Source organism: Pseudomonas sp. HP_14, from assembly GCF_055283875.1.
On record NZ_JBTOQI010000045.1, the window covers coordinates 228,061 to 249,031 of the forward strand.

Sequence of the window (20,971 nt, forward strand, 5' to 3'; positions counted from 1 at the left end):
GTGATTGATCCGGTGCCCCGCACCGCTATGCGACAAGGTCAAAACCTTGCAACTGATGGGTATCCCAATGCCAAATCGTCTTCCTGTCACCGTCCTGTCCGGCTTTCTCGGCGCCGGTAAAAGCACGCTGCTTAACTACGTCCTGCGTAACCGCGAAGATTTGCGGGTGGCCGTTATCGTCAATGATATGAGCGAGATCAACATTGATGGCGGCGAAGTTCAGCGAGATGTCAGCCTGAACCGCGCACAGGAAAAACTCATCGAGATGAGTAATGGCTGCATCTGCTGCACGCTGCGTGAAGATTTGCTCGAAGAGGTCAGCCGTCTGGCTCAGGACGGGCGCTTTGATTATTTATTGATCGAATCCACCGGAATTTCTGAACCGCTGCCTGTAGCAGAAACATTCACGTTTCGCGATGAGGCGGGCAAAAGCCTGACTGATCTGGCGCGGCTGGACACTATGGTCACGGTGGTCGATGGCGTGAATTTCCTGCTTGATTACCAGGCTGCGGAAAGCCTCGCGACCCGTGGTGAAACGCTGGGAGAGGATGACGACCGCTCGATCACCGACTTGCTGATTGAGCAGATTGAGTTTGCCGATGTGATTTTGCTGAGCAAGATCGACTTGATCAGCTCCAGCGAGCGTGAAGAACTGATCGCCATTCTGCAGCGGCTCAATGCCCACGCTGAGATTGTGCCAATGGTGATGGGCGAGGTGCCCTTGGCAAAGATCCTGAACACCGGCCGGTTCGATTTCGAGCGTGCGTCTTTGGCACCAGGCTGGCTCAAGGAACTGCGCGGTGAGCATGTGCCGGAAACCGAGGAATACGGCATCGCCTCTACGGCTTATCGCGCTCGTCGACCCTTCCATCCGGAGCGCTTCTTCAGCTTCATTGATCGAGAGTGGAGCAACGGCAAGTTGCTGCGCTCCAAAGGGTTTTTCTGGCTGGCCAGCAAGCATCAGGACGCGGGCAGTTGGTCCCAGGCCGGAGGGCTGATGCGTCACGGTTTCGCTGGCCGCTGGTGGCGGTTCGTTCCGCGTGCGCATTGGCCTCAGGACGAAGAAAACATCACCGCAATCATGGACAACTGGACTTCGCAAACCGGGGATTGCCGACAGGAACTGGTGTTCATTGGTCAGAATATCGACTTTGCGCAACTGACTGCCGAACTGGATAACTGCCTTCTTACTGATGAGGAGATGGCCTTGGGCACAGAAGGGTGGGTATCGCTGCCCGACCCGTTTGGTCCCTGGCACGAAATGGAGGCGGCGTGATGCTTGCGACAGTATTGAAATGGCAGCCGCGAATTCGTCAGGTTCAGGGGGATACTCCTGCCGTTCTCAGCCAGGTGCTGGACGATGATGTGAATCTCGCCGTCTGGCAGCGTCAGTTGCCAGCGCACATTGCCGACTTTGGTGCGCTACTGCTCTCTCTGAATGAGCCGCTGGCGGAGGCCATTACGCTGGAGATCAGCGATGACGATGTTCAGCCTGAGCTCCAGAACTTCGCTTCTGCTTACGCTGATCTTGAAGGCTATGAAGGTTTCATCGCCGACGTGTCATGGCTGATCAGCGCTTACGCCTGCCTGTTGGGCGCCAAGCGCGTAGGCGTTCGACTTCGGGTTCTGGATAAAGCCATGTGCCCGCGTTTCCACGTCGATCATGTACCGGTCCGCTTGATCACCACCTATGCGGGCATCGGCAGCCAGTGGCTGAGAGAGGGCGCCATTGATCGCAGCCAGTTGGGCAACCCTCAGGCCGAACCCCGGGACGCGCTGAAGATCAGGCAGATCAACGGCGGTGACGTGGCGCTGCTCAAGGGCGAGCGCTGGGTGGGTAACGAAGGCCAGGGCCTGGTGCATCGTTCGCCGCAGTTGCAGCGTGATGAGCGACGTTTGTTACTGACCCTGGACTGGTTGGCTTAGAAGCATCTTTGGCATGGCCATGAGATCTGATTTTTGTGGGAGCCGAGCTTGCTCGCGATAAGGCCGGACTCGATTTAAAGCGAACCGTGTTCAGCCTCATCGCGAGCAAGCTCTGCTCCCACAGGTAATGTAGTTTCAGCCACTTACGGCACCAACCACTTGCCCTGACTCTGCCCCTCGCAAAACGGCTTCAGGTACGCCGCGTCGCTGGCCACGCCGTAATAGTGAATATCTTCGCGATAAGGCATATTGGCGACTTGCGCGTTGCTGCAAATGCCAAAGGCACCGGTGGGACACTGCTCTAGAAATGTCACATCGGTTTTTTGTCCTGCCAGCTGCGGTTGGCAGAAGCCGTCATGAAACAGTTTGGGCGGAATGTTGCGGTTGGCCTGGCAGACTTTCACGTCCAACCGTTCGGCCTGACTATGTACCAGACATGCCTCGGCCCATGCGTTTCCTGCACTCGCTACCAGTATCATCCCCAGAAACATCTCTATTCTGGCTTTAAACGCCTTCGTCATAAGCGACCACCATGCTGCAGAACATTGCGACCCACGTCATCGGCGGACCTTTGGGGGCAGGCAAGACCAGCCTCATCCGACATCTATTGGCGCAAAAACCAGCAGATGAGCGCTGGGCGATCCTCATCAATGAGTTCGGTCAGATCGGCCTGGATGCTGCGCTGCTGACCACGGCCGACGATGGTATCGCACTTGGCGAAGTGGCTGGCGGTTGCCTCTGTTGCGTTAACGGAGCGCCCTTTCAAATCGGCCTGAGCCGGCTGCTGCGCAAGTCCAGACCCCATCGATTATTGATCGAGCCGTCCGGCCTCGGTCATCCCGCGCAGTTGATCGAGCAGTTGCAGCAAGCGCCCTGGCTGGGTGTGCTCACGGTTCAGCCCAGCGTCATGGTATTGGATGCGGCGGCATTGGCTGCCGGGAATCCACTGCCACCCAGCCAACAATCGGCGCTGAATAGCGCCGGGTTATGGGTGCTTAACAAATCAGCGGATCTGGATACTGCGGCACGTCAGCGGATTACTGAGCGATTGCCTGTCGGCAAGATGATCTGGACGGACCAGGGCAGATTGCTGCTGGCTGAATTGCCGGGTGTCTCTTCAACATCCGGCTCGGCTGTGGATAAAACCGCTGTGGATAACTTCTTTTTGCCCAAGAGTCTGGCGCAGCTTCCGGCAGTATGGACAGATCCTGCTCAACCCATTTGTCTCAGTCAGCGTCAGCAAGAAGGGTGGAGCATTGGCTGGCGTTGGCATCCCAGCCAGCGCTTTGATCTGGCCAGGTTGGAAATCTGGTTGCAGGGGATGAGCTGGCTTCGCGCCAAACTGGTTATCCACAGCGAAAAAAATTGGGTGTCAGGTAATGCCGTCGCGGGGGATACCGTGCAGTGGCAGGTCAGCGAGTGGCGACGGGATTCGCGGCTGGAATTGATCTTCTCGCAGCCACAGGGAGAGGCCAGCCTGCAGGCTGAACTGGCTGCTTGTCTGCTCTAGAACAACTTATCCACAAGCCGCGCGTGATCTACTGCTTCCACTTGTTGTGTTCTTGCCGCCATTGGCTCAACTGGATGATTTCCGCACTGGGCGGTGGCGTTTTCATTTCGAACGGGTAGGGCGCCAGTTCAATCTGGGCACTGTGCGCGCCAAACATCGTAATGGTGCCAGGGTGGCGTTGTTCACCGGTCACGGTAAATTCGAAGTTGTACACGCGGGCCAGGCGTTTACGGCCCTGTGAGTCGCGGGCGAACGTCAGTTTGCGTAACGCCACGTTGCCATCCAGCAGCTCTACGTCGAGCTTCGCGCAGTGCTGTTTGACGCGCTCCAGCGCACGCTCGCGCAGACCATGAGCGTGCCACAGCCATGCAGCGCCGGTGGCCAATAACATCAGGACGAACATGTTTCCCAAGGTCAGCATGAAAAAGCGCTCCAACAAAGTGCCACCAGCTTAACTGTGTCGGGGGATTTGCAGCCATACTGCGCGACTTAAATTTCTCACTACTGCATTTGCATCGTGTTCAGGAACCCTTGATGAAACGTACACCCCATTTGCTCGCCATTCAGTCCCATGTGGTTTTCGGCCATGCAGGCAACAGCGCTGCGGTGTTTCCGATGCAACGGATCGGGGTGAATGTCTGGCCGCTGAACACCGTGCAGTTCTCCAACCACACGCAATACGGGCAATGGGCTGGCGATGTATTGCCTCCGCAACAGATTCCGGCGCTCATTGAGGGCATTGCTGCTATCGGTGAATTGGGCAATTGCGACGCTGTGCTCTCCGGTTATTTGGGGAGTGCTGCTCAGGGGCGGGCGATTCTGACGGGTGTGGCGCGCATCAAGGCCGCTAACCCTAACGCGTTGTACTTGTGTGATCCCGTGATGGGGCATCCCGAGAAGGGGTGCATCGTGCCTCCCGAGGTCAGCGATTTTCTTCTGCAAGAAGCCGCAGCAGTGGCAGATTTCATGTGCCCGAACCAGTTGGAGCTGGATAGTTTTTCCGGCCGTAAACCGGATTCATTGGCTGATTGCGTCGCCATGGCTCGCGCTTTGTTGGCCCGCGGGCCCAAAGCCGTTGTGGTCAAGCATGTGGATTACCCCGGCAAGCCCGCTGACGGCTTTGAAATGCTGTTGGTGACTGCCGATGGCAGCTGGCACTTGCGTCGCCCGCTACTGGCCTTTCCGCGTCAACCAGTGGGTGTTGGCGACCTGACGTCCGGTTTGTTCCTGGCTCGCGTACTGCTTGGGGATGAGCTGGTTGCAGCTTTTGAGTTCGCTGCAGCGGCGGTGCACGAAGTGCTACTGGAGACTCAGGCGTGCGGCAGCTACGAGCTGGAACTGGTACGCGCCCAGGACCGCACGGCTCATCCTCGCGTGAGGTTTGAGGCGGTGCGGTTGTAGAGCGTGGTCAGCACGGCTCCCACAGGAATAGCATTCCAATTGATAGTCTGTTTTGCCTGATATACCGGGGTTGAGTCTCGCCTTAGAGCGTCTCGTCCTTGATTTCCTGATAACGCTTTTCCAGCTCCTGGCGGATCTGCCGACGCTGTTGGGCTTGAATGTAGCGGCGTTTGCCATCCGGGCTTTCTGGTTCCAATGGCGGTACGCTGGCCGGTTTGCGCTGGTCATCCACAGCGACCATGGTGAAGAAGCAGCTGTTGGTGTGACGCACCGAGCGCTCGCGGATGTTTTCCGTGACGACCTTGATGCCCACTTCCATTGAAGTGTTGCCGGTGTAGTTCACCGACGCGAGGAAGGTCACCAGCTCACCGACATGAATGGGCTCGCGGAAAATCACCTGATCCACCGACAGGGTTACGACGTAACGGCCTGCGTAGCGGCTTGCACAGGCGTAGGCAACTTCATCGAGGTACTTCAGAAGGGTGCCGCCGTGTACGTTGCCAGAAAAGTTGGCCATGTCCGGGGTCATCAATACAGTCATCGACAGCTGGGCGTTTCCGGGTTCCATAGCGTACTCACGATCAAGGCGGTTCAGAAATTGCACCTTATGGCGGTGCTTACGGATTCAAGCGTTGTGTGGCAGTTATCGGGACGCTTGCTGGCTGGACGCCGTCACGCGCTTACCCGATCTGTTTCCATATATTGCACCGGCTTTATCAATGAATGTGCAGTGTTAACCTGCGAAAGCCCGTGGAGCGGGCAGTTTCTTACAAATTAATCAGATTTTGCAGTGCAGTAGCTGAATTTTCCGTCGTTTTTCGGGGATTCGGCCCGCAGCAATGCGTTTCATAAGGAGCCGGACCCATGCATGCCATCAGCTTTATTCAGGATTTGGCAGTGATCATGCTGGTGGCTGGCGTCGTGACTATCCTCTTTCATCGCCTCAAACAGCCTGTTGTGCTGGGCTACATCGTCGCCGGTTTTATCATCGGGCCGCACACACCGCCATTCGGGCTGATCCACGACGAAGACACCATTAAAACCCTCGCCGAGCTGGGGGTTATCTTCCTGATGTTTTGCCTCGGGCTGGAGTTCAGCCTGCGCAAGCTGTTCAAGGTAGGCGCTACAGCCTTTATCGCGGCGTTTCTCGAGATCACCCTGATGATCTGGATCGGGTATGAGATCGGTCAGTACTTCGGCTGGAGCACCATGGATTCGCTGTTCCTTGGCGCGATCCTGGCGATTTCTTCGACGACCATCATCGTCAAAGCCCTCAACGATCTGAAAATGAAGAATCAGCCGTTTGCGCAGTTGATTTTCGGTGTGCTGATTGTTGAGGACATTCTGGGGATCGGCATTATCGCGTTGCTGTCCGGGATCGCAGTCAGCGGGTCGGTCAGTTCGGGGGAGGTGTTTTCAACTGTCGGCAAGCTCTCGCTGTTCATGATCGTTGCATTGGTCATCGGAATTTTGCTGGTCCCACGTTTGCTGGCCTACGTGGCGAAATTCGAAAGCAATGAAATGCTGCTGATCACCGTGCTCGGTCTGTGTTTCGGGTTCTGCCTGCTAGTGGTCAAACTGGAATACAGCATGGTGCTGGGTGCGTTCCTGATCGGCGCGATCATGGCCGAGTCGCGCCAACTTCTGAAAATTGAGCGCCTGATCGAGCCTATTCGTGACATGTTCAGCGCTATCTTCTTCGTGGCTATTGGCTTGATGATTGATCCCGCGATCCTTGTGCAATACGCCTGGCCGATTGCGGTGATCACCGTCGCCGTTGTCCTCGGCAAGATGCTCTCCTGTGGGCTTGGCGCATTTCTCGCCGGTAACGACGGAAAGACCTCGCTGCGGGTGGGCATGGGCCTGTCACAGATTGGCGAGTTTTCCTTCATCATCGCGGCGCTGGGCATGACCTTGCAGGTCACCAGTGACTTTCTCTACCCGGTAGCGGTCGCCGTTTCAGCGATCACCACCTTGCTGACGCCTTATCTGATTCGCGGTGCTGACCCGCTCTCGAACCAGTTGGCGAACATCATGCCTCGCCGCGTAGCGCGTGTGTTTGGCATGTACGGAGAGTGGCTACGCAGCATCCAGCCGCAAGGTGAGGGTGCGCTGCTGGCGTCGATGATCCGGCGGATTCTGTTGCAGGTCGGGGTCAATCTGGCTTTGGTCGTGGCCATATTCTTCTGTGGCGGCTATTTCGCCGAGCGTATCGGCGTGTATATCAGCGACTGGGTCAGCGACGTCGGGCAGCAGAAAGCCTGGATCTGCGGCGCCGCGTTGTTGCTCTCGCTGCCATTTCTGATCGCGGCTTATCGCAAGCTCAAAGCGCTGTCGATGTTGCTGGCGGAAATGGGCGTCAAGCCGGAGATGGCGGGTCGGCACACGGCGCGAGTGCGCAAGGTGATCGCAGAGGTGATTCCTCTGCTGTCTTTGCTGGTGATCTTCGTGATGCTCGCGGCGCTGTCCGCGAGCATTCTGCCGACCAACGAACTGCTGATTCTGATCGCCGTGATCGCCGCCATTGTCGCGGCAGTAGCATGGCGCTGGTTCATCCGGGTGCATACGCGGATGCAGATCGCGTTGCTGGAGACGCTGGGGAATAACCAGGAGTCGAATGGGCACTAGCGGCCCGGTTGAAGCCTGATAACTGGGTACTGTAGGAGTTGTCGGAGGTTACGACGGCGCCGATAGCGGTTTGTCTGACACATCGCTATTCGCAGCCTTCGGCAGCTCCTACAGATCCAGGTAACGCAACTCAGCTTTCCAGCCAGACGTCCCGCGCCCAGTGCCACACCGACTCCCAGCTTTCTTCGGTGACCAGCTCTTCTTCGCCGGACCACAACACCACCGTGCCGTCTTCTTCAACACAGTAGTAGTCTTCACCGTCCTGACAGATCGGGATCAGCTCGCGTGGCACGCCAATATCCCAGGCAGAGGCCGCGACCTCAGGCAGATAAGTATGCGATCCGGGGTCGGTAACCGTTACCGGTTCCAGGCTGCCGTACACCACGTCGCTTACCGTCAGGAGAAATTCCTTGAAGACGAAGGGGATATTGATGAACAGCTGTTCTTCGACCTCAACGAGTTGGTCCTCGTCGGGCAGCTCCAGCGGAACCGGAACAGGTTCATTCGCTTCGCGTAATTGTTCAATGACTTCTTCCACGGCCTGGCTCCTCTGACTTGATGGCGCGGTTTATACAGTAGCTTAAAGCCTTTCTCAAAATAACTATCCCAACGGATAAACAAAAACCCCGGACAAGTCCGGGGTTCTGCTGATGCGTGAAGCTGTCTGGATCAGCCGTTCTGGCGGATACCAGCAACCAGCCAAGGCTGATTCTCGCCTTGTGGGCGCTCCATGTTCCAGCTTTCGCTGAACACTTCGCCTTGGTCAAAGCGCGAAGATTTGGATACGCCGCTGAAGGTCAGCGTAGCGATGGTCTTGTCAGCGCGATCATCCAGGCCGTCCAGTTGCACGGTCAGGTTGTCGATGTAAGTCGACTGGAACGCGTCGCCCAGATCTGCACGCTCTTTCTTCAGGAACTGCAGCATTTGCGGGGTCACGAACTCTTCGATCTTGTCCATCTCGTTCGCGTCCCAGTGCTGTTGCAGTGACTGGAAGTGGCTGCGAGCGGCTTCAAGGAAGCGCGTTTCGTTGAACCAGGCCGGAGCGTTGATCACCGGAGCGGCTGCCGATGCTGCACCCGAACCACCGAAAATCGAGTTCTGGGCAGGCTGTTGAGCGGCTTCACGCTGATAGGTCATCGGACCAGCAGCAGTAGCCATTTGCTCGCCTTGTTGCTTACGACGACGAGCCGCGATGAAGCGGAAGATCAGGAAGGCAATAACCGCCATGATCAAGATGTCGAAGATTTGCATCCCCTGGAAGCCGTCGCCCATGAACATGGAAGCGAGCAGGCCGCCGGCAGCGATACCGGCCAATGGGCCGAGCCAGCGGGAAGCACCGCTAGCAGCAGGGCGACCAGCAGCGGTTGGCGCTGCAGCTGGAGTGGTCGGAGTGGCTTGGCGCGACTGGTGACTTGGCGCCGAGCCCATGCTCTTGCCGCCACCGAAACGCGCAGCGTTGGCTTCAAAGCTCATAGTGAGCCCGATGCACAGCGCCATAGCGATGCTTAGAAAACGTTGCATAAGGGTATTCCCGTTTTGTGGATTGCACGCGCGCCATATTGCATAGGGCATATGTGTCTGGCTAGCGGCCAAGTGTTTCCGGCTTTTGCGTAATTGCCCAAGACCCTGTGTAGGTTGGTCCGTAGGGCCTTGGTTAAAGTTCTGTAGGACAGATCGCCGGACAGTGTCATCTATATGGAGGTGACCGGGGGCGGATTCAATCTGCCGCTGCATTGCTGCTGTCTGTGGGAGCTGGGCTTGCCCGCGACAAGGCTGGATACGATTCACATGAAACCGCGTTGACCTTATCGCCGGCAAGCCCAGCTTCCACAGGAAGTATTTCCATTCAGACAACGAGTCAGCAGTCTAAATAGCTTCCAGCTTCGCGTAGCCCATCATCAGCCACTTGCTGCCTTCTGCGAAGTTGACCTGCACTCGTGCCTGCGCGCCTGCGCCTTCGAAGTTGAGGATCACGCCCTCACCAAACACTGCATGCTGCACACGCTGGCCGAGGCTGAAAGAGGTTTCCGGAATCCCGGTGCCGTTGAACAGGTTGCTGGTGCTGACCTTTTGCGTGCCACCGAATGGACGGCTAACGCTATTGGACAAGCGTACTTCCTGAATCAGCAGCGGCGGGATTTCACGTACGAAACGAGACACCTTGTTGTAGGTCTCGCTGCCGTACAGGCGACGAGTTTCCGCATAGGTCATTACCAGTTGCTGCATGGCGCGAGTAATGCCCACGTACGCCAGACGCCGTTCTTCTTCGAGACGTCCAGGTTCCTCAAGGCTCATCTTGTGCGGGAACAGACCTTCTTCCATGCCCACCAGGAACACGTAAGGGAATTCCAGGCCCTTGGCGCTGTGCAAGGTCATCAACTGAATGCTGTCTTCGTGCTCCTCGGCCTGAGTATCTCCAGCCTCAAGCGAAGCGTGACCCAGGAAAGCAGCCAGTGGCGTCAGCTCCGCGTCTTCTTCGCTGTTTTCGAAGTTGCGCGCGGCGCTGACCAGTTCCTCAAGGTTTTCTACCCGGGCCTGGCCTTTTTCGCCTTTCTCTTCCTTGTGGTAATTGATCAGCCCGGACTGCTCGATGACGGTCTGCGTCATCAAGTGCAGCGGCATTTCCATAACCTTGGCGGCGAGGTTTTCGATCAGTTCGACAAAACCATTCAGCGCGCCTGCTGCACGGCCGGTCAGGCCCTTGTTAGCGATCAATTGGCGAGTGGCTTCCCACATCGATACGTCGGCATGACGAGCGTGCTGACGTATTGCTTCAACAGTTTTTTCGCCAATGCCGCGGGCCGGAACGTTGATAACCCGCTCAAGTGCTGCATCATTGCCACGGCCTTCCAGCAAGCGCAGGTAAGCCATGGCGTTCTTGATTTCCATACGTTCGAAGAAGCGTTGGCCGCCATAAATACGGTAGGGAATCCGTTCGCGCAGTAATGCTTCTTCAAGCACCCGTGATTGGGCGTTGGAGCGATAAAGAATGGCGATTTCGCTACGTGCCAGGCCCGTCTTGAGGGCGCTTTCGATGGTTTCCACGACATAACGGGCTTCGTCGTGTTCGTTGAAGGCTGCGTACAGATTGATTAGCTCTCCATCGCCGACATCAGTCCATAGCTCTTTGCCCATGCGGCCGCTGTTATTGATGATCAGCCCGTTGGCGGCCTTGAGGATACTGGCGGTGGAGCGGTAGTTCTGTTCCAGACGTATGACTTCGGTGTCCGGGAAGTCAGACGAATACTGGTGGATGTTTTCGATCTTCGCCCCGCGCCAGCCATAAATAGACTGGTCGTCATCGCCAACTACCATCAGGCTGTCGCCACCCTGCGCCAGCAAGCGCAGCCAGGCGTATTGCACGGCGTTGGTGTCCTGGAATTCGTCGACCAGTACATGCCGGAAACGTCGCTGGTAATGGGCGAGGAGGCCAGGATTGTCGCGCCACAGGTCGAGCGCGCGCAACAGCAGCTCGGAGAAGTCGATCACCCCGGCGCGCTGACAGGCGACTTCGTAGGCTTCGTAGATCGACTTCATGGTGGTCAGGAACAGATCACCACTGGCTTGAATATGCTTGGGGCGCAGGCCTTCGTCTTTCTGGCCGTTGATAAACCACTGGGCTTGTTTGACGGGCCAGCGCTGTTCGTCCAGCCCTAGCTCGCGGATCACGCGTTTGACCAAGCGGGCCTGGTCGTCGCTGTCCAGGATCTGGAAGGTCTGCGCCAGATTGGCTTCCTGCCAGTGCGCACGCAACAAGCGGTGCGCGAGGCCGTGAAACGTGCCGACCCACATGCCTGCCGGGTTAATACCCATCAGCTGTTCGATCCGGTGGCGCATTTCTGCTGCCGCCTTGTTGGTGAAGGTCACCGACAGGATCGAGTGCGGCGAGGCTTGCTCGACCTGGATCAACCAGGCGATGCGATGCACCAGCACACGGGTTTTGCCGGAACCAGCGCCGGCCAGAACCAACTGACGACCCACGGAGGCAGCTACGGCCTGACGTTGGGCATCGTTGAGGGAGTTAAGCAGAAGGGAGAGATCATCGCGCATCGACGCATTCTAGGGTGCCGAGCGAAGCCGGGCAAACCATGCTTTGCCCAAATCGACAAAAGTGCGCTCGGCGACGATCGGCAGGCAATCATCCGTACTGACCGGATGTCCGAATTAGACGAGCACAGTGAGTCAAGTGGCGAACTGCCATTTAATATGAGGAGAGACGTTTGGTCTCTGGTGGCGCTTGTGTATGCTCCCTGCACGTTCAAGGCCACACCATTATAAGAAACCGCCATGACTTCAAGTTTTAGCGCTACAGCTACCTCTCGGGTAGACCGGCGCAATATCCGCAAGCAGTACGCCAGCCAGTTGGCGGTCGAGCGCACGCGCATGCTGTATCAAGGCTCGTTGCTGCCCACACTGTTCATGTTGATCAATGGTTTGGTCTGCGCCTGGCTGTTGTGGGGGCCGGAGCGTTATCTGCTGGTGGGCGTGTGGCTCGGCTGGCTTGCCGCATTGGTAGGTTTGCGGATCTTTCAGGTCGCCGCCTTTCGCTCTGCATCCGCCGAGCGCCGCGCGCTACCGATCTGGGGGCAGACATTTCTGTTGGGCACCTGTGCAAGCGGACTGACGCTGGCCAGCGCCGCACTCGTGCTGGTGCCTGTCGAGAACTTTCAACAGCAAGCCTGGGTATTTGGCCTGATCGGCGTAGCGACGCTCTCCGCGAGTGTCGCCTACGCGGTGAGCATTACCGCATTTCTCACGTTCACCCTGGCGTGTCTCTTGCCGCCTATTATCTATTCATTCTGGGGCGGGGATGTTCCTTTGCGGGGCTGGGGATGGTTGGGGTTGATCCTGTTACTGGCCTTGAGCGTTGTCGCCTGGCAGGTTAACCGTCTGATTCATCGAGGGCTGATCAGGCGCTTTCAGAATCAGGCGCTGATCGATTTTTTGCAGCAGGCTCAGGCTCAGAGCGAGCAACTCAATACTGAGCTTGCCCGGGAAATAGAGCACCGTCGAAAAGCCGAACGTAGTCTGCTTGAGGCTCAGGCCGAGTTGGAGACTCGGGTGGTGCAGCGCACTCAGGAGTTGGAGGAAGCCAATCTTGCCCTGAGTAAAAGCCCGCCCCGGCTGGCGGCGACCGTATTCGAGGCGGCCAGTGAAGGCATCGTCATCTTCGATCCGGACTACAACATTCTCGCGGTTAATCAGGCTTTCAGCCGAGTGACCGGCTATGAACAAGAGGATATGGTCGGACGTAAAGTGACCGATATCGCCAGCAGCCGCGATGCGCGACGACACTTTCAAGTCATTCATCAGGCACTTGAGCAAACCGGATGCTGGGAAGGCGAGTTGGTAGAAACCCGCAAGAATGGCGAGCTGTACCCACAATGGCTGCATTTGAGCGTGGTGCGGGATATCGCTGGCAATATGAGCCATATCGTTGGCTTCTTCGCCGATCTGTCTGCGCGTAGGCAGTCCGAAGAGCGCATGCGCTATCTGACTCATTACGATGAGCTGACCGGGCTCGCCAATCGGTCGCTGTTCAAGGAACGCCTGCACGAAGCTAATCAACGGGTGCGGCAAGGCGGCAGGAGCCTGGCGCTGCTGCACATCAATCTGGACCGGTTCAAACTACTCAATGACAGCTTCGGTCATGAAGTTGCCGACCAGTTGCTTAAACAGGTCTCGCGTCGTCTGGGCAGTACCTTGCCGGAAGCGGACACCATTGCCAGATTGTCTGGCGATGAGTTTGCGGTGCTGTTCGACTCGTACGGCAGTCTGTCCAGTCTGACCCGCGTCACCACGCGCCTGCTGGCCAAGCTGAGAACGCCCATCTCCGTAGCGGGCCATGAACTGGTTGTCAGTGCGTCAGTCGGTATCAGCCTGTTGCCTGATTCGGCGCGGGAAATTTCGGCGTTGGTCAATCAGGCCAACATCGCGATGCAGCACGCCAAGCATCTGGGCGGTAACAACTTCCAGTTTTTCACCGAAAGCCTGCAAGCCAGCACCCTTGAGCGTCTGCAACTGGAGATTCAACTGCGTCGGGCGATTGAAGGCCGACAGTTGGAGGTTTTCTATCAACCCAAGCTGTCATTGGCGACTGGACATCTCGATGCTGCGGAGGCACTGGTGCGCTGGCGTCACCCGGAACGCGGCATGGTGCCGCCTGGAGACTTCATCAGCCTGGCTGAAGAGACTGGCCTGATTGTTTCCATTGGCGAGATTGTCCTGCGCGAAGCCTGCCGCCAGGCATGTGAATGGCAGCGCCAAGGGCTTGAGCCCATTCGGGTATCAGTCAATCTGTCGGTACATCAGTTACGTCAGGGCAAGCTGGTCAGCCTGGTGCGGCAAGTACTGGAGGAAACCGGACTGGCGCCTCACTGGCTGGAGCTGGAGCTGACCGAAAGCCAATTGCTCGACAACGTCGAGCACATCATCACCACCTTCCAGCAGTTACGGGAATTGGGGGTGAAGCTGGCTATTGACGATTTCGGTACGGGTTACTCGTCATTGAGCTACCTCAAACGCTTCCCCGTGGACTACGTGAAAATCGATCAGGCGTTCATTCGCGGGTTGGGCGAGGGCACCGAAGACGCCGCAATTACCCGCGCCATTATCGCCATGGCGCATAGCCTGGGTTTGAAAGTGGTCGCGGAAGGTGTGGAAACTCAGACGCAGCTCGACTTTCTGCGCAGCAATGGTTGCGATGAGGTGCAGGGGTATTTGATCAGTCGGCCGATTGAGGCAGAGGTTCTGGCTGAAGTTCTGAGGGAAAACGCGAGCCAGATCTGGCATTGATGTGGGAAAGGTCCTGTTTCGTTGCCTGACTTCTCCCCAAATCGTTCCTGTTTACCTGACCCGGTTCGTTTAACTGGGCGTCCCGCAGGTCATGTAGTATAACTACAAGAAAGCTACATCCCGTCCCATGCACCTTTGCCGAGTCTGCCCCTTTGAATCTGCTGCAACACATTGCCCAGTCACGCCATCTGTTACGCAAGTCGGAGCTGAAAGTCGCCGACCACGTGCTGCTTGACCCTGCGGCTGTGATGCACAGTTCCATGGCCGATCTGGCGCATAGCGTCGGTATCAGCGAGCCGACCATCGTGCGCTTCTGCCGTGCCATTGGTTGCACCGGCTTTCAGGATTTGAAGCTCAAACTGGCGCAGAGCCTTGCGGCCGGAGCCAGCTTTGGCCAGTTTGCGATCCACGAAGATGACTCGGTCGCTGACTACAGCCTGAAGATTTTCGACACCACGTTGCACACGTTGATGGAAGTTCGCGAAAACCTGGACCCTCACGCTCTGCAATTGGCAGTGACAGCCATGGCGGCGGCCAAGCGAGTCGAGTTTTACGGTTTTGGTGCGTCGGGTGCTGTAGCGGCTGACGCACAGCACAAGTTCTTCCGTTTGTTGCTTAGTGCGGCGGCCTATTCAGATCCGCATATGCAGGCCATGTCTGCCGTTACCCTGACGCCGACCGATGTTGCGGTGTGTATTTCTCAGTCTGGGCGCTCCAAGGATCTGCTGATTACCGCGAATCTGGTGCGCGAGACCGGTGCGACATTGATCACTTTGTGCCCGAGTCAAACGCCATTGGCTGAACTTTCGTCAGTCAATCTGGCGATTGATGTGCACGAAGACACCGAAATCTATACTCCGCTGACCTCGCGTATTGCGCATCTGGTGGTCATTGATGTGCTGGCAATGGGCGTCGCCATGGCGCGCGGGCCTAGCCTGGTCAACCATCTGAAAAGCGTGAAGCGCAGTTTGCGCAGCCTTCGCCTGTCGCCCAAATCGATCAAATCTCACGAAGACTAATGTTCTCAGGGGCTTGACGCAAAAACTGCTGCCCGCTACCTGGGAGGTAGCGGGCAGAAGCCCTGAACTTTGATGCTAACGCGCTTGATCAATGGGTAATCTGTACGTCATCGATGCTTGCCAGCAGCGCGCCTTTGTAAAAGATACTGACTCCGGTGATTGTTGCTCCGCTTGGTTGCGTGTAACTAACCGGGGTATCAAACAGTGTCGTTTCATCCCTCTCTACTGGCAGGGTAATGTCGTTTTCTCTGCTTTCGACCATCAGATCCAGACCTAGATGGTTGCCAGCAACGGGAGATGCATTGCGAACCAAAACTGCCTGAAGGCGGTGAGGCAGCGACACGATGCCAGAAACCTTCAAGGTATTAACGCCTGGCATTTTGTCGTCTTGTGCATGCCAGTCTTTGTGTTGAATGCTCACTGTTTAGCTCCTTGCTAATAGTTAATGTGCGTCCTGCAGGGCTACTATCTCAAGGGCTTGCTGGTGGGCAGCACTACATAAATATATTGGTTGATACATCATGTTTCTGGTGTGGCATCTATTGATCTTAACCATCCTGTCACGCATTCGCCGTCAGATCGTCACGCCCACTGGGCATTCTGTACTCCCGCAACGCACTGGGAGACAGGATATGCCTCGGCACTACGATGACTCGCAACAGAGCAGCACCGTCAAAACCCGCCGTCAGCAGGAAGATCAGCGACGTATGGGGTTCCGTCGGGCGATAGAAAGCTATTCAGAAGCGCGTCGGCTCAATCAAGAGCTGTGCGACTTTGAGGAGAGTGTTTCGGAGCGCTTCTGGCAGGCCGCTAAACCGTTGGAAGGCGCCCGTCGAAACGCTCCATCAGCTGGCTGATCTGCGCACGCTCGGTGCGGATGAACCCCAGGAAGGCGTGTGCCACGGGCGACAAGCGTCGATCCTTGGCCTGCACCACGCACCAGCTGCGATACAGCGGCAACTCTGCCACCGGTAACTCCCTGAGCATGCTGGTGGCAAGTTCCAGACTGACCGCGTGGCGGGTCAGCATCGCAATGCCCAGTCCGGCAAGTACACTTTCACGCTGCGCTTCGTGGGCCGACATCTCTACAGTCTTGGTGAAGTGCACGCGTTTGTCCTTGAAGTACTCTTCGCAGGCCTTGCGAGTCCCCGAACCATTTTCCCGAATCAGCAACGTATAAGGCTCCAGATCCTTGAGCGCCAACGCACGCCCGTCGCATAGCGGGTGGTCTGGCGGGGCAACGGCTACAATCGGATTATTCAGGAATGGCAGGAATTCCAGGCCCATGTCCTGCGGGACCATCGACATCACGACCAAATCATCACGGTTGTCTGACAGCCTCCTGATCACTTGAGCGCGGTTGACTACCGTCAGATTCAGAACCACCTCCGGGAAATTGCGTTTGAAGGCGGCGAACAGATGCGGGATGAAATATTTACAGCTCGACTCAACGGCCAGCTTCAGTTGCCCTTGCAGTGAGCCCTGCATATCGGTGAGCTGCATATCCAGGCTTTCCAGTCGCCCGAAAATATCGCGACTGGCCGATTGCAGCGCTTCAGCGGCCTCGGTGAGGTAAAGTTTTTTGCCGACGTATTCAAACAGCGGTTGGCCTACCAGTTCTTCAAGCTGACGAATCTGCAGGCTGACAGCCGGCTGAGTGAGCGACATTTCTTCCGCTGCTCTGCTGTATGAACGCAGATCACACACTTCGTTGAAAATTCGTAGCTGACGCAATGTCATACGCATCAATGACTTACGCATTTTTACCGGCTCCGCTTATGCGCTGAAGTGTCAACTATAAGGCTTTACTTATACACAACCCAATTTTTACTCATTTTTGTTAATCCCTGATCGGGCATAGGGTGTTCCTGCGGCAATCAACCACATGCCCTGTTACAAAACCGGTTCTGCTACAAAAACCGCTTTAACGGTCGAGGAAATACTCGTGATAACAAAAATCCTGATCGCCAACCGTGGAGAGATCGCTGTCCGGATCGTGCGCGCTTGCGCCGAGATGGGCATCCGTTCGGTGGCAATCTTTTCCGACGCCGATCGCCATGCGTTACACGTCAAGCGGGCGGACGAAGCCCATAGCATTGGTGCCGAGCCTCTTGCGGGCTATCTGAACCCGCGCAAGCTGGTCAATCTTGCGGTGGAGACCGGTTGCGATGCTTTGCATCCAGGCTACGGGTTCCTTTCGGAAAATGCCGAACTGGCGGACATATGCGCCGAACGTGGCATTAAATTCATTGGTCCTTCGGCTGAAGTCATCCGCCGTATGGGGGACAAGACTGAAGCGCGCCGCAGCATGATCAAGGCCGGTGTGCCGGTGACGCCGGGTACCGAAGGCAACGTTGCCGACATTACCGAGGCGCTGCTCGAAGGGGACCGCATCGGTTACCCGGTGATGCTCAAAGCCACTTCGGGTGGCGGCGGTCGGGGTATCCGCCGATGCAACAGCCGCGAAGAGTTGGAGCAAGCGTTTCCGCGAGTGATTTCCGAAGCGACCAAAGCATTTGGCTCGGCAGAGGTTTTCCTCGAAAAGTGCATCGTCAATCCCAAGCATATTGAAGCGCAGATTCTGGGCGACAGCTTCGGCAATGTCGTGCACCTGTTTGAGCGTGACTGCTCGATTCAGCGCCGCAACCAGAAGCTGATCGAAATCGCTCCAAGCCCGCAGTTGACTCCGGAACAGCGTGCTTACATTGGTGATCTTTCTGTACGCGCGGCAAAGGCAGTGGGTTACGAGAACGCCGGCACCGTGGAGTTCCTGCTCGCGGAGGGCGAGGTGTACTTCATGGAGATGAACACTCGGGTGCAGGTGGAGCACACCATCACTGAGGAAATCACCGGTATCGATATCGTCCGCGAACAGATTCGGATCGCGTCCGGCCTGCCGCTCTCGGTCAAGCAGGAAGACATCATCCATCGTGGTTTCGCCCTGCAGTTCCGGATCAACGCTGAGGATCCGAAGAACAACTTCCTGCCGAGCTTCGGCAAGATCACTCGTTATTACGCGCCCGGCGGTCCCGGTGTGCGTACCGATACGGCGATTTACACGGGCTATACCATCCCGCCGTATTACGACTCCATGTGCCTGAAGCTGATTGTCTGGGCGCTGACCTGGGAGGAGGCGATGGACCGTGGTTTGCGCGCACTGGATGACATGCGCCTGCAAGGGGTGAAAACCACTGCGGCTTATTACCAGGAAATTTTGCGTAACCCGGAATTCCGTAGCGGTCAGTTCAATACCAGCTTCGTGGAAAGCCATCCAGAACTGACCAACTACTCGATCAAGCGCAAACCCGAAGAGCTGGCCCTGGCCATCGCTGCCGCCATCGCCGCCCACGCAGGGTTATGAATAAGCAGCGGCAAGCTCCAAGCCGCAAGCTTCAAGCAAAAGCAGATCTGCTCTTACTTGCCGCTTGTAGCTTGCAGCTTGTCGCTATGAGGAGATCCAAATGTCTAAGAAAATCTTCGTAACTGACACCATCCTGCGTGACGCCCACCAGTCGCTGCTGGCCACTCGCATGCGCACCGAAGACATGCTGCCCATCTGCGACAAGCTCGACAAAGTCGGCTACTGGTCGCTGGAGTGCTGGGGCGGCGCGACGTTTGATGCGTGTGTGCGCTTTCTGAAAGAAGACCCGTGGGAGCGCTTGCGCCAACTGCGTGCCGCGTTGCCCAACACGCGCCTGCAAATGTTGCTGCGTGGGCAGAACCTGTTGGGCTATCGCCATTACAGCGACGACGTGGTCAAAGCCTTCGTCGCCAAGGCTGCGGTCAATGGCATTGATGTGTTCCGTATCTTCGACGCCATGAACGATGTGCGTAACCTGCGCGTCGCCATCGAGGCGGTGAAAGCTGCTGGCAAACATGCTCAGGGCACCATCGCTTACACGACGAGTCCGGTGCATACCATCGACGCCTTTGTCGCTCAGGCCAAACAGATGGAGTCCATGGGCTGTGATTCGGTAGCGATCAAAGACATGGCGGGTTTGCTGACGCCCTACGCCACGGGCGAACTGGTCAAAGCGCTCAAGACAGAGCAGTCGTTGCCGGTGTTTATCCACTCTCACGATACCGCTGGCCTGGCCGCGATGTGTCAGCTCAAAGCGATCGAGAACGGCGCCGATCACATCGATACCGCCATCTCCAGCTTCGCGTGGGGCACTAGCCATCCGGGCACAGAGTCTATGGTTGCCGCGCTCAAAGGCAGCGAATTCGACACCGGTCTGAACCTGGAGCTGTTGCAGGAAATCGGGCTGTATTTCTACGCTGTCCGTAAGAAATATCACCAGTTCGAAAGCGAATTCACAGCGGTCGATACCCGTGTGCAGGTCAATCAGGTGCCGGGCGGGATGATTTCCAACCTCGCCAACCAACTCAAGGAACAGGGCGCGCTAAACCGCATGGGTGAAGTGCTGGCCGAGATTCCACGGGTGCGCAAAGACCTGGGTTACCCGCCGCTGGTGACACCGACTTCGCAAATCGTTGGTACGCAGGCGTTCTTCAATGTCCTGGCGGGTGAGCGCTACAAGACCATCACCAATGAAGTGAAGCTTTATCTGCAGGGCGGCTATGGCAAGGCGCCGGGTCAGGTGGATGAAAAGCTGCGTCGTCAGGCGATCGGCAATGAAGAGCTGATCGACGTGCGACCGGCAGATCTGCTCAAGCCGGAGATGACCAAGCTGCGTGGCGAAATTGGCGCCTTGGCCCAAAGCGAAGAAGACGTGCTGACTTACGCGATGTTTCCGGACATTGGCCGCAAGTTCCTCGAAGAGCGTGCTGCTGGCACCCTCAAACCTGAAGAGTTGTTGCCTATCCCGGAAGCGGGTGGTGTAAGCAAAGCCAGTGGAGAGGGCGTGCCAACCGAATTCGTTATCGACGTTCACGGTGAAAGCTACCGGGTCGATATCACCGGGGTGGGCGTGAAGTCGGAAGGCAAGCGTCACTTCTATCTGTCCATCGATGGCATGCCGGAAGAAGTGGTGTTCGAGCCGCTCAATGAGTTTGTCAGCGGCGGCGCAAGCAAGCGCACTCAGGCCAGTGGTCCGGGCCACGTCAGCACCACCATGCCCGGCAACATCGTCGATGTCCTGGTCAAGGAAGGTGACATGGTCAAAGCCGGTCAGGCCGTATTGATTACCGAAGCCATGAAGATGGAAACCGAAGTCCAGGCTGCAATCGCTGGCAAGGTCGTCGCCATTCATGTGGCCAAGGGCGACCGGGTTAATCCGGGCGAGATATTGGTAGAGATTGAGGGTTGATCAGGCACGATCCCAAACCCGTAGCGAGGCTCATGTGGGAGCGGATTTATCCGCGAATGCTGTAGTGAAAACGCCGCCTATGTTTCGGGTGTACCGGCCTCTTCGCGAATGAATTCGCTCCTACAAGGCTGTATTGCCAAGCATTGAATTTCAAGATTTCCTCAGGGGGCCTCCGTGGCTCCCTTTTTTTAATTCAAAGCTCATAACTGCATTAAATTGCATTTTTTGCCTCGAACATAAGTCCATAAATGCACTGTAGTGCAGATAGATTCACTTTTACTGTCTGGCAGGTGCAATAAATTGCAGGCGGCCCATGTATAACCTCACCGTTCAAATTTATGGCGATGACATCTGGAAGGATGCGTTCAACCATCCAGCCATCACTCTGGGCAAACTGGACCAGCGGTTGACCACCTGGGGGC

The 20,971-nt window shown here is 56.8% G+C and carries 18 protein-coding genes; 10 read left to right on the forward strand and 8 right to left on the reverse strand.

Annotated elements, in window-relative coordinates; genetic code table 11:
- Positions 1-67 precede the first annotated feature (67 nt).
- A complete protein-coding gene (zigA, locus tag ACYASS_RS25325) occupies positions 68-1,276 on the forward strand; it encodes a zinc metallochaperone GTPase ZigA (RefSeq protein ID WP_463588116.1) in 1,209 nt (402 codons plus the stop codon).
- Positions 1,276-1,926, forward strand: coding sequence for a DUF1826 domain-containing protein (locus ACYASS_RS25330; RefSeq protein WP_463588117.1), 651 nt, complete (start codon positions 1,276-1,278; stop codon positions 1,924-1,926). The genes zigA and ACYASS_RS25330 overlap by 1 nt, the downstream gene beginning before the upstream one ends.
- A gap of 143 nt (positions 1,927-2,069) precedes the next feature.
- Here ACYASS_RS25330 and ACYASS_RS25335 read toward each other — a convergent pair whose 3' ends face one another.
- Entirely contained in the window at positions 2,070-2,417 is a 348-nt protein-coding gene (locus ACYASS_RS25335) for an NADH:ubiquinone oxidoreductase (RefSeq protein WP_422765025.1), read from the reverse strand.
- Between the two features lie 41 nt (positions 2,418-2,458).
- Between ACYASS_RS25335 and ACYASS_RS25340 the strand changes: the two genes are divergently transcribed.
- On the forward strand, positions 2,459-3,436 hold the full coding sequence (locus ACYASS_RS25340; protein WP_463588118.1) for a CobW family GTP-binding protein: 978 nt from the start codon (positions 2,459-2,461) through the stop codon (positions 3,434-3,436).
- A gap of 28 nt (positions 3,437-3,464) precedes the next feature.
- Here the strand turns inward: ACYASS_RS25340 and ACYASS_RS25345 are convergent, their stop codons facing one another.
- Positions 3,465-3,857, reverse strand: a complete 393-nt coding sequence (locus ACYASS_RS25345) for a DUF3301 domain-containing protein (RefSeq protein WP_122667155.1) — start codon at positions 3,855-3,857, stop codon at positions 3,465-3,467.
- Between the two features lie 113 nt (positions 3,858-3,970).
- Here ACYASS_RS25345 and pdxY point away from each other — a divergent pair, with 113 nt between their 5' ends.
- On the forward strand, positions 3,971-4,837 hold the full coding sequence (gene pdxY / locus ACYASS_RS25350) for a pyridoxal kinase PdxY (protein WP_463588119.1): 867 nt from the start codon (positions 3,971-3,973) through the stop codon (positions 4,835-4,837).
- An 82-nt stretch (positions 4,838-4,919) separates the two neighbouring features.
- Here the strand turns inward: pdxY and ACYASS_RS25355 are convergent, their stop codons facing one another.
- Complete coding sequence (locus tag ACYASS_RS25355) at positions 4,920-5,405, reverse strand: acyl-CoA thioesterase (RefSeq protein ID WP_027901706.1); 486 nt, start codon at positions 5,403-5,405, stop codon at positions 4,920-4,922.
- Between the two features lie 296 nt (positions 5,406-5,701).
- Between ACYASS_RS25355 and ACYASS_RS25360 the strand changes: the two genes are divergently transcribed.
- Positions 5,702-7,465, forward strand: a complete 1,764-nt coding sequence (locus ACYASS_RS25360) for a cation:proton antiporter (RefSeq protein ID WP_243244715.1) — start codon at positions 5,702-5,704, stop codon at positions 7,463-7,465.
- 130 nt (positions 7,466-7,595) lie between these two features.
- Here ACYASS_RS25360 and ACYASS_RS25365 read toward each other — a convergent pair whose 3' ends face one another.
- The 3 genes from ACYASS_RS25365 to uvrD form a co-directional block, all read right to left on the reverse strand.
- Entirely contained in the window at positions 7,596-8,003 is a 408-nt protein-coding gene (locus ACYASS_RS25365) for an SMI1/KNR4 family protein (protein WP_027901704.1), read from the reverse strand.
- A 131-nt stretch (positions 8,004-8,134) separates the two neighbouring features.
- Positions 8,135-8,986: a Tim44 domain-containing protein gene (locus ACYASS_RS25370; RefSeq protein ID WP_243244716.1), complete on the reverse strand. Its 852-nt coding sequence runs from the start codon at positions 8,984-8,986 to the stop codon at positions 8,135-8,137.
- A gap of 345 nt (positions 8,987-9,331) precedes the next feature.
- On the reverse strand, positions 9,332-11,515 hold the full coding sequence (gene uvrD, locus ACYASS_RS25375) for a DNA helicase II (protein WP_243244717.1): 2,184 nt from the start codon (positions 11,513-11,515) through the stop codon (positions 9,332-9,334).
- A 237-nt stretch (positions 11,516-11,752) separates the two neighbouring features.
- On the opposite strand from uvrD, the gene ACYASS_RS25380 reads away from it, so the two are divergent.
- Both ACYASS_RS25380 and hexR read left to right on the forward strand, forming a co-directional pair.
- Positions 11,753-14,260: a putative bifunctional diguanylate cyclase/phosphodiesterase gene (locus ACYASS_RS25380; RefSeq protein WP_463588120.1), complete on the forward strand. Its 2,508-nt coding sequence runs from the start codon at positions 11,753-11,755 to the stop codon at positions 14,258-14,260.
- A gap of 152 nt (positions 14,261-14,412) precedes the next feature.
- Positions 14,413-15,279, forward strand: coding sequence for a transcriptional regulator HexR (gene hexR, locus ACYASS_RS25385; protein ID WP_087269295.1), 867 nt, complete (start codon positions 14,413-14,415; stop codon positions 15,277-15,279).
- An 88-nt stretch (positions 15,280-15,367) separates the two neighbouring features.
- On the opposite strand, the gene ACYASS_RS25390 is transcribed toward hexR, so the two are convergent.
- Positions 15,368-15,700, reverse strand: a complete 333-nt coding sequence (locus tag ACYASS_RS25390; RefSeq protein ID WP_463588121.1) for a hypothetical protein — start codon at positions 15,698-15,700, stop codon at positions 15,368-15,370.
- Positions 15,701-15,911: 211 nt separating this feature from the next.
- On the opposite strand from ACYASS_RS25390, the gene ACYASS_RS25395 reads away from it, so the two are divergent.
- Positions 15,912-16,136 (forward strand): PA3496 family putative envelope integrity protein, encoded by a 225-nt coding sequence (locus tag ACYASS_RS25395; protein WP_463588122.1) that lies wholly within the window; start codon positions 15,912-15,914, stop codon positions 16,134-16,136.
- Here ACYASS_RS25395 and ACYASS_RS25400 read toward each other — a convergent pair.
- Positions 16,090-17,040, reverse strand: a complete 951-nt coding sequence (locus ACYASS_RS25400; RefSeq protein ID WP_463588123.1) for a LysR family transcriptional regulator — start codon at positions 17,038-17,040, stop codon at positions 16,090-16,092. The genes ACYASS_RS25395 and ACYASS_RS25400 overlap by 47 nt on opposite strands.
- A 184-nt stretch (positions 17,041-17,224) precedes the next feature.
- Here ACYASS_RS25400 and ACYASS_RS25405 point away from each other — a divergent pair, with 184 nt between their 5' ends.
- Both ACYASS_RS25405 and oadA read left to right on the forward strand, forming a co-directional pair.
- Positions 17,225-18,640 (forward strand): acetyl-CoA carboxylase biotin carboxylase subunit, encoded by a 1,416-nt coding sequence (locus tag ACYASS_RS25405; protein WP_095093062.1) that lies wholly within the window; start codon positions 17,225-17,227, stop codon positions 18,638-18,640.
- Positions 18,641-18,740: 100 nt separating this feature from the next.
- Complete coding sequence (gene oadA, locus ACYASS_RS25410; RefSeq protein WP_463588124.1) at positions 18,741-20,549, forward strand: sodium-extruding oxaloacetate decarboxylase subunit alpha; 1,809 nt, start codon at positions 18,741-18,743, stop codon at positions 20,547-20,549.
- Positions 20,550-20,971: the final 422 nt, after the last annotated feature.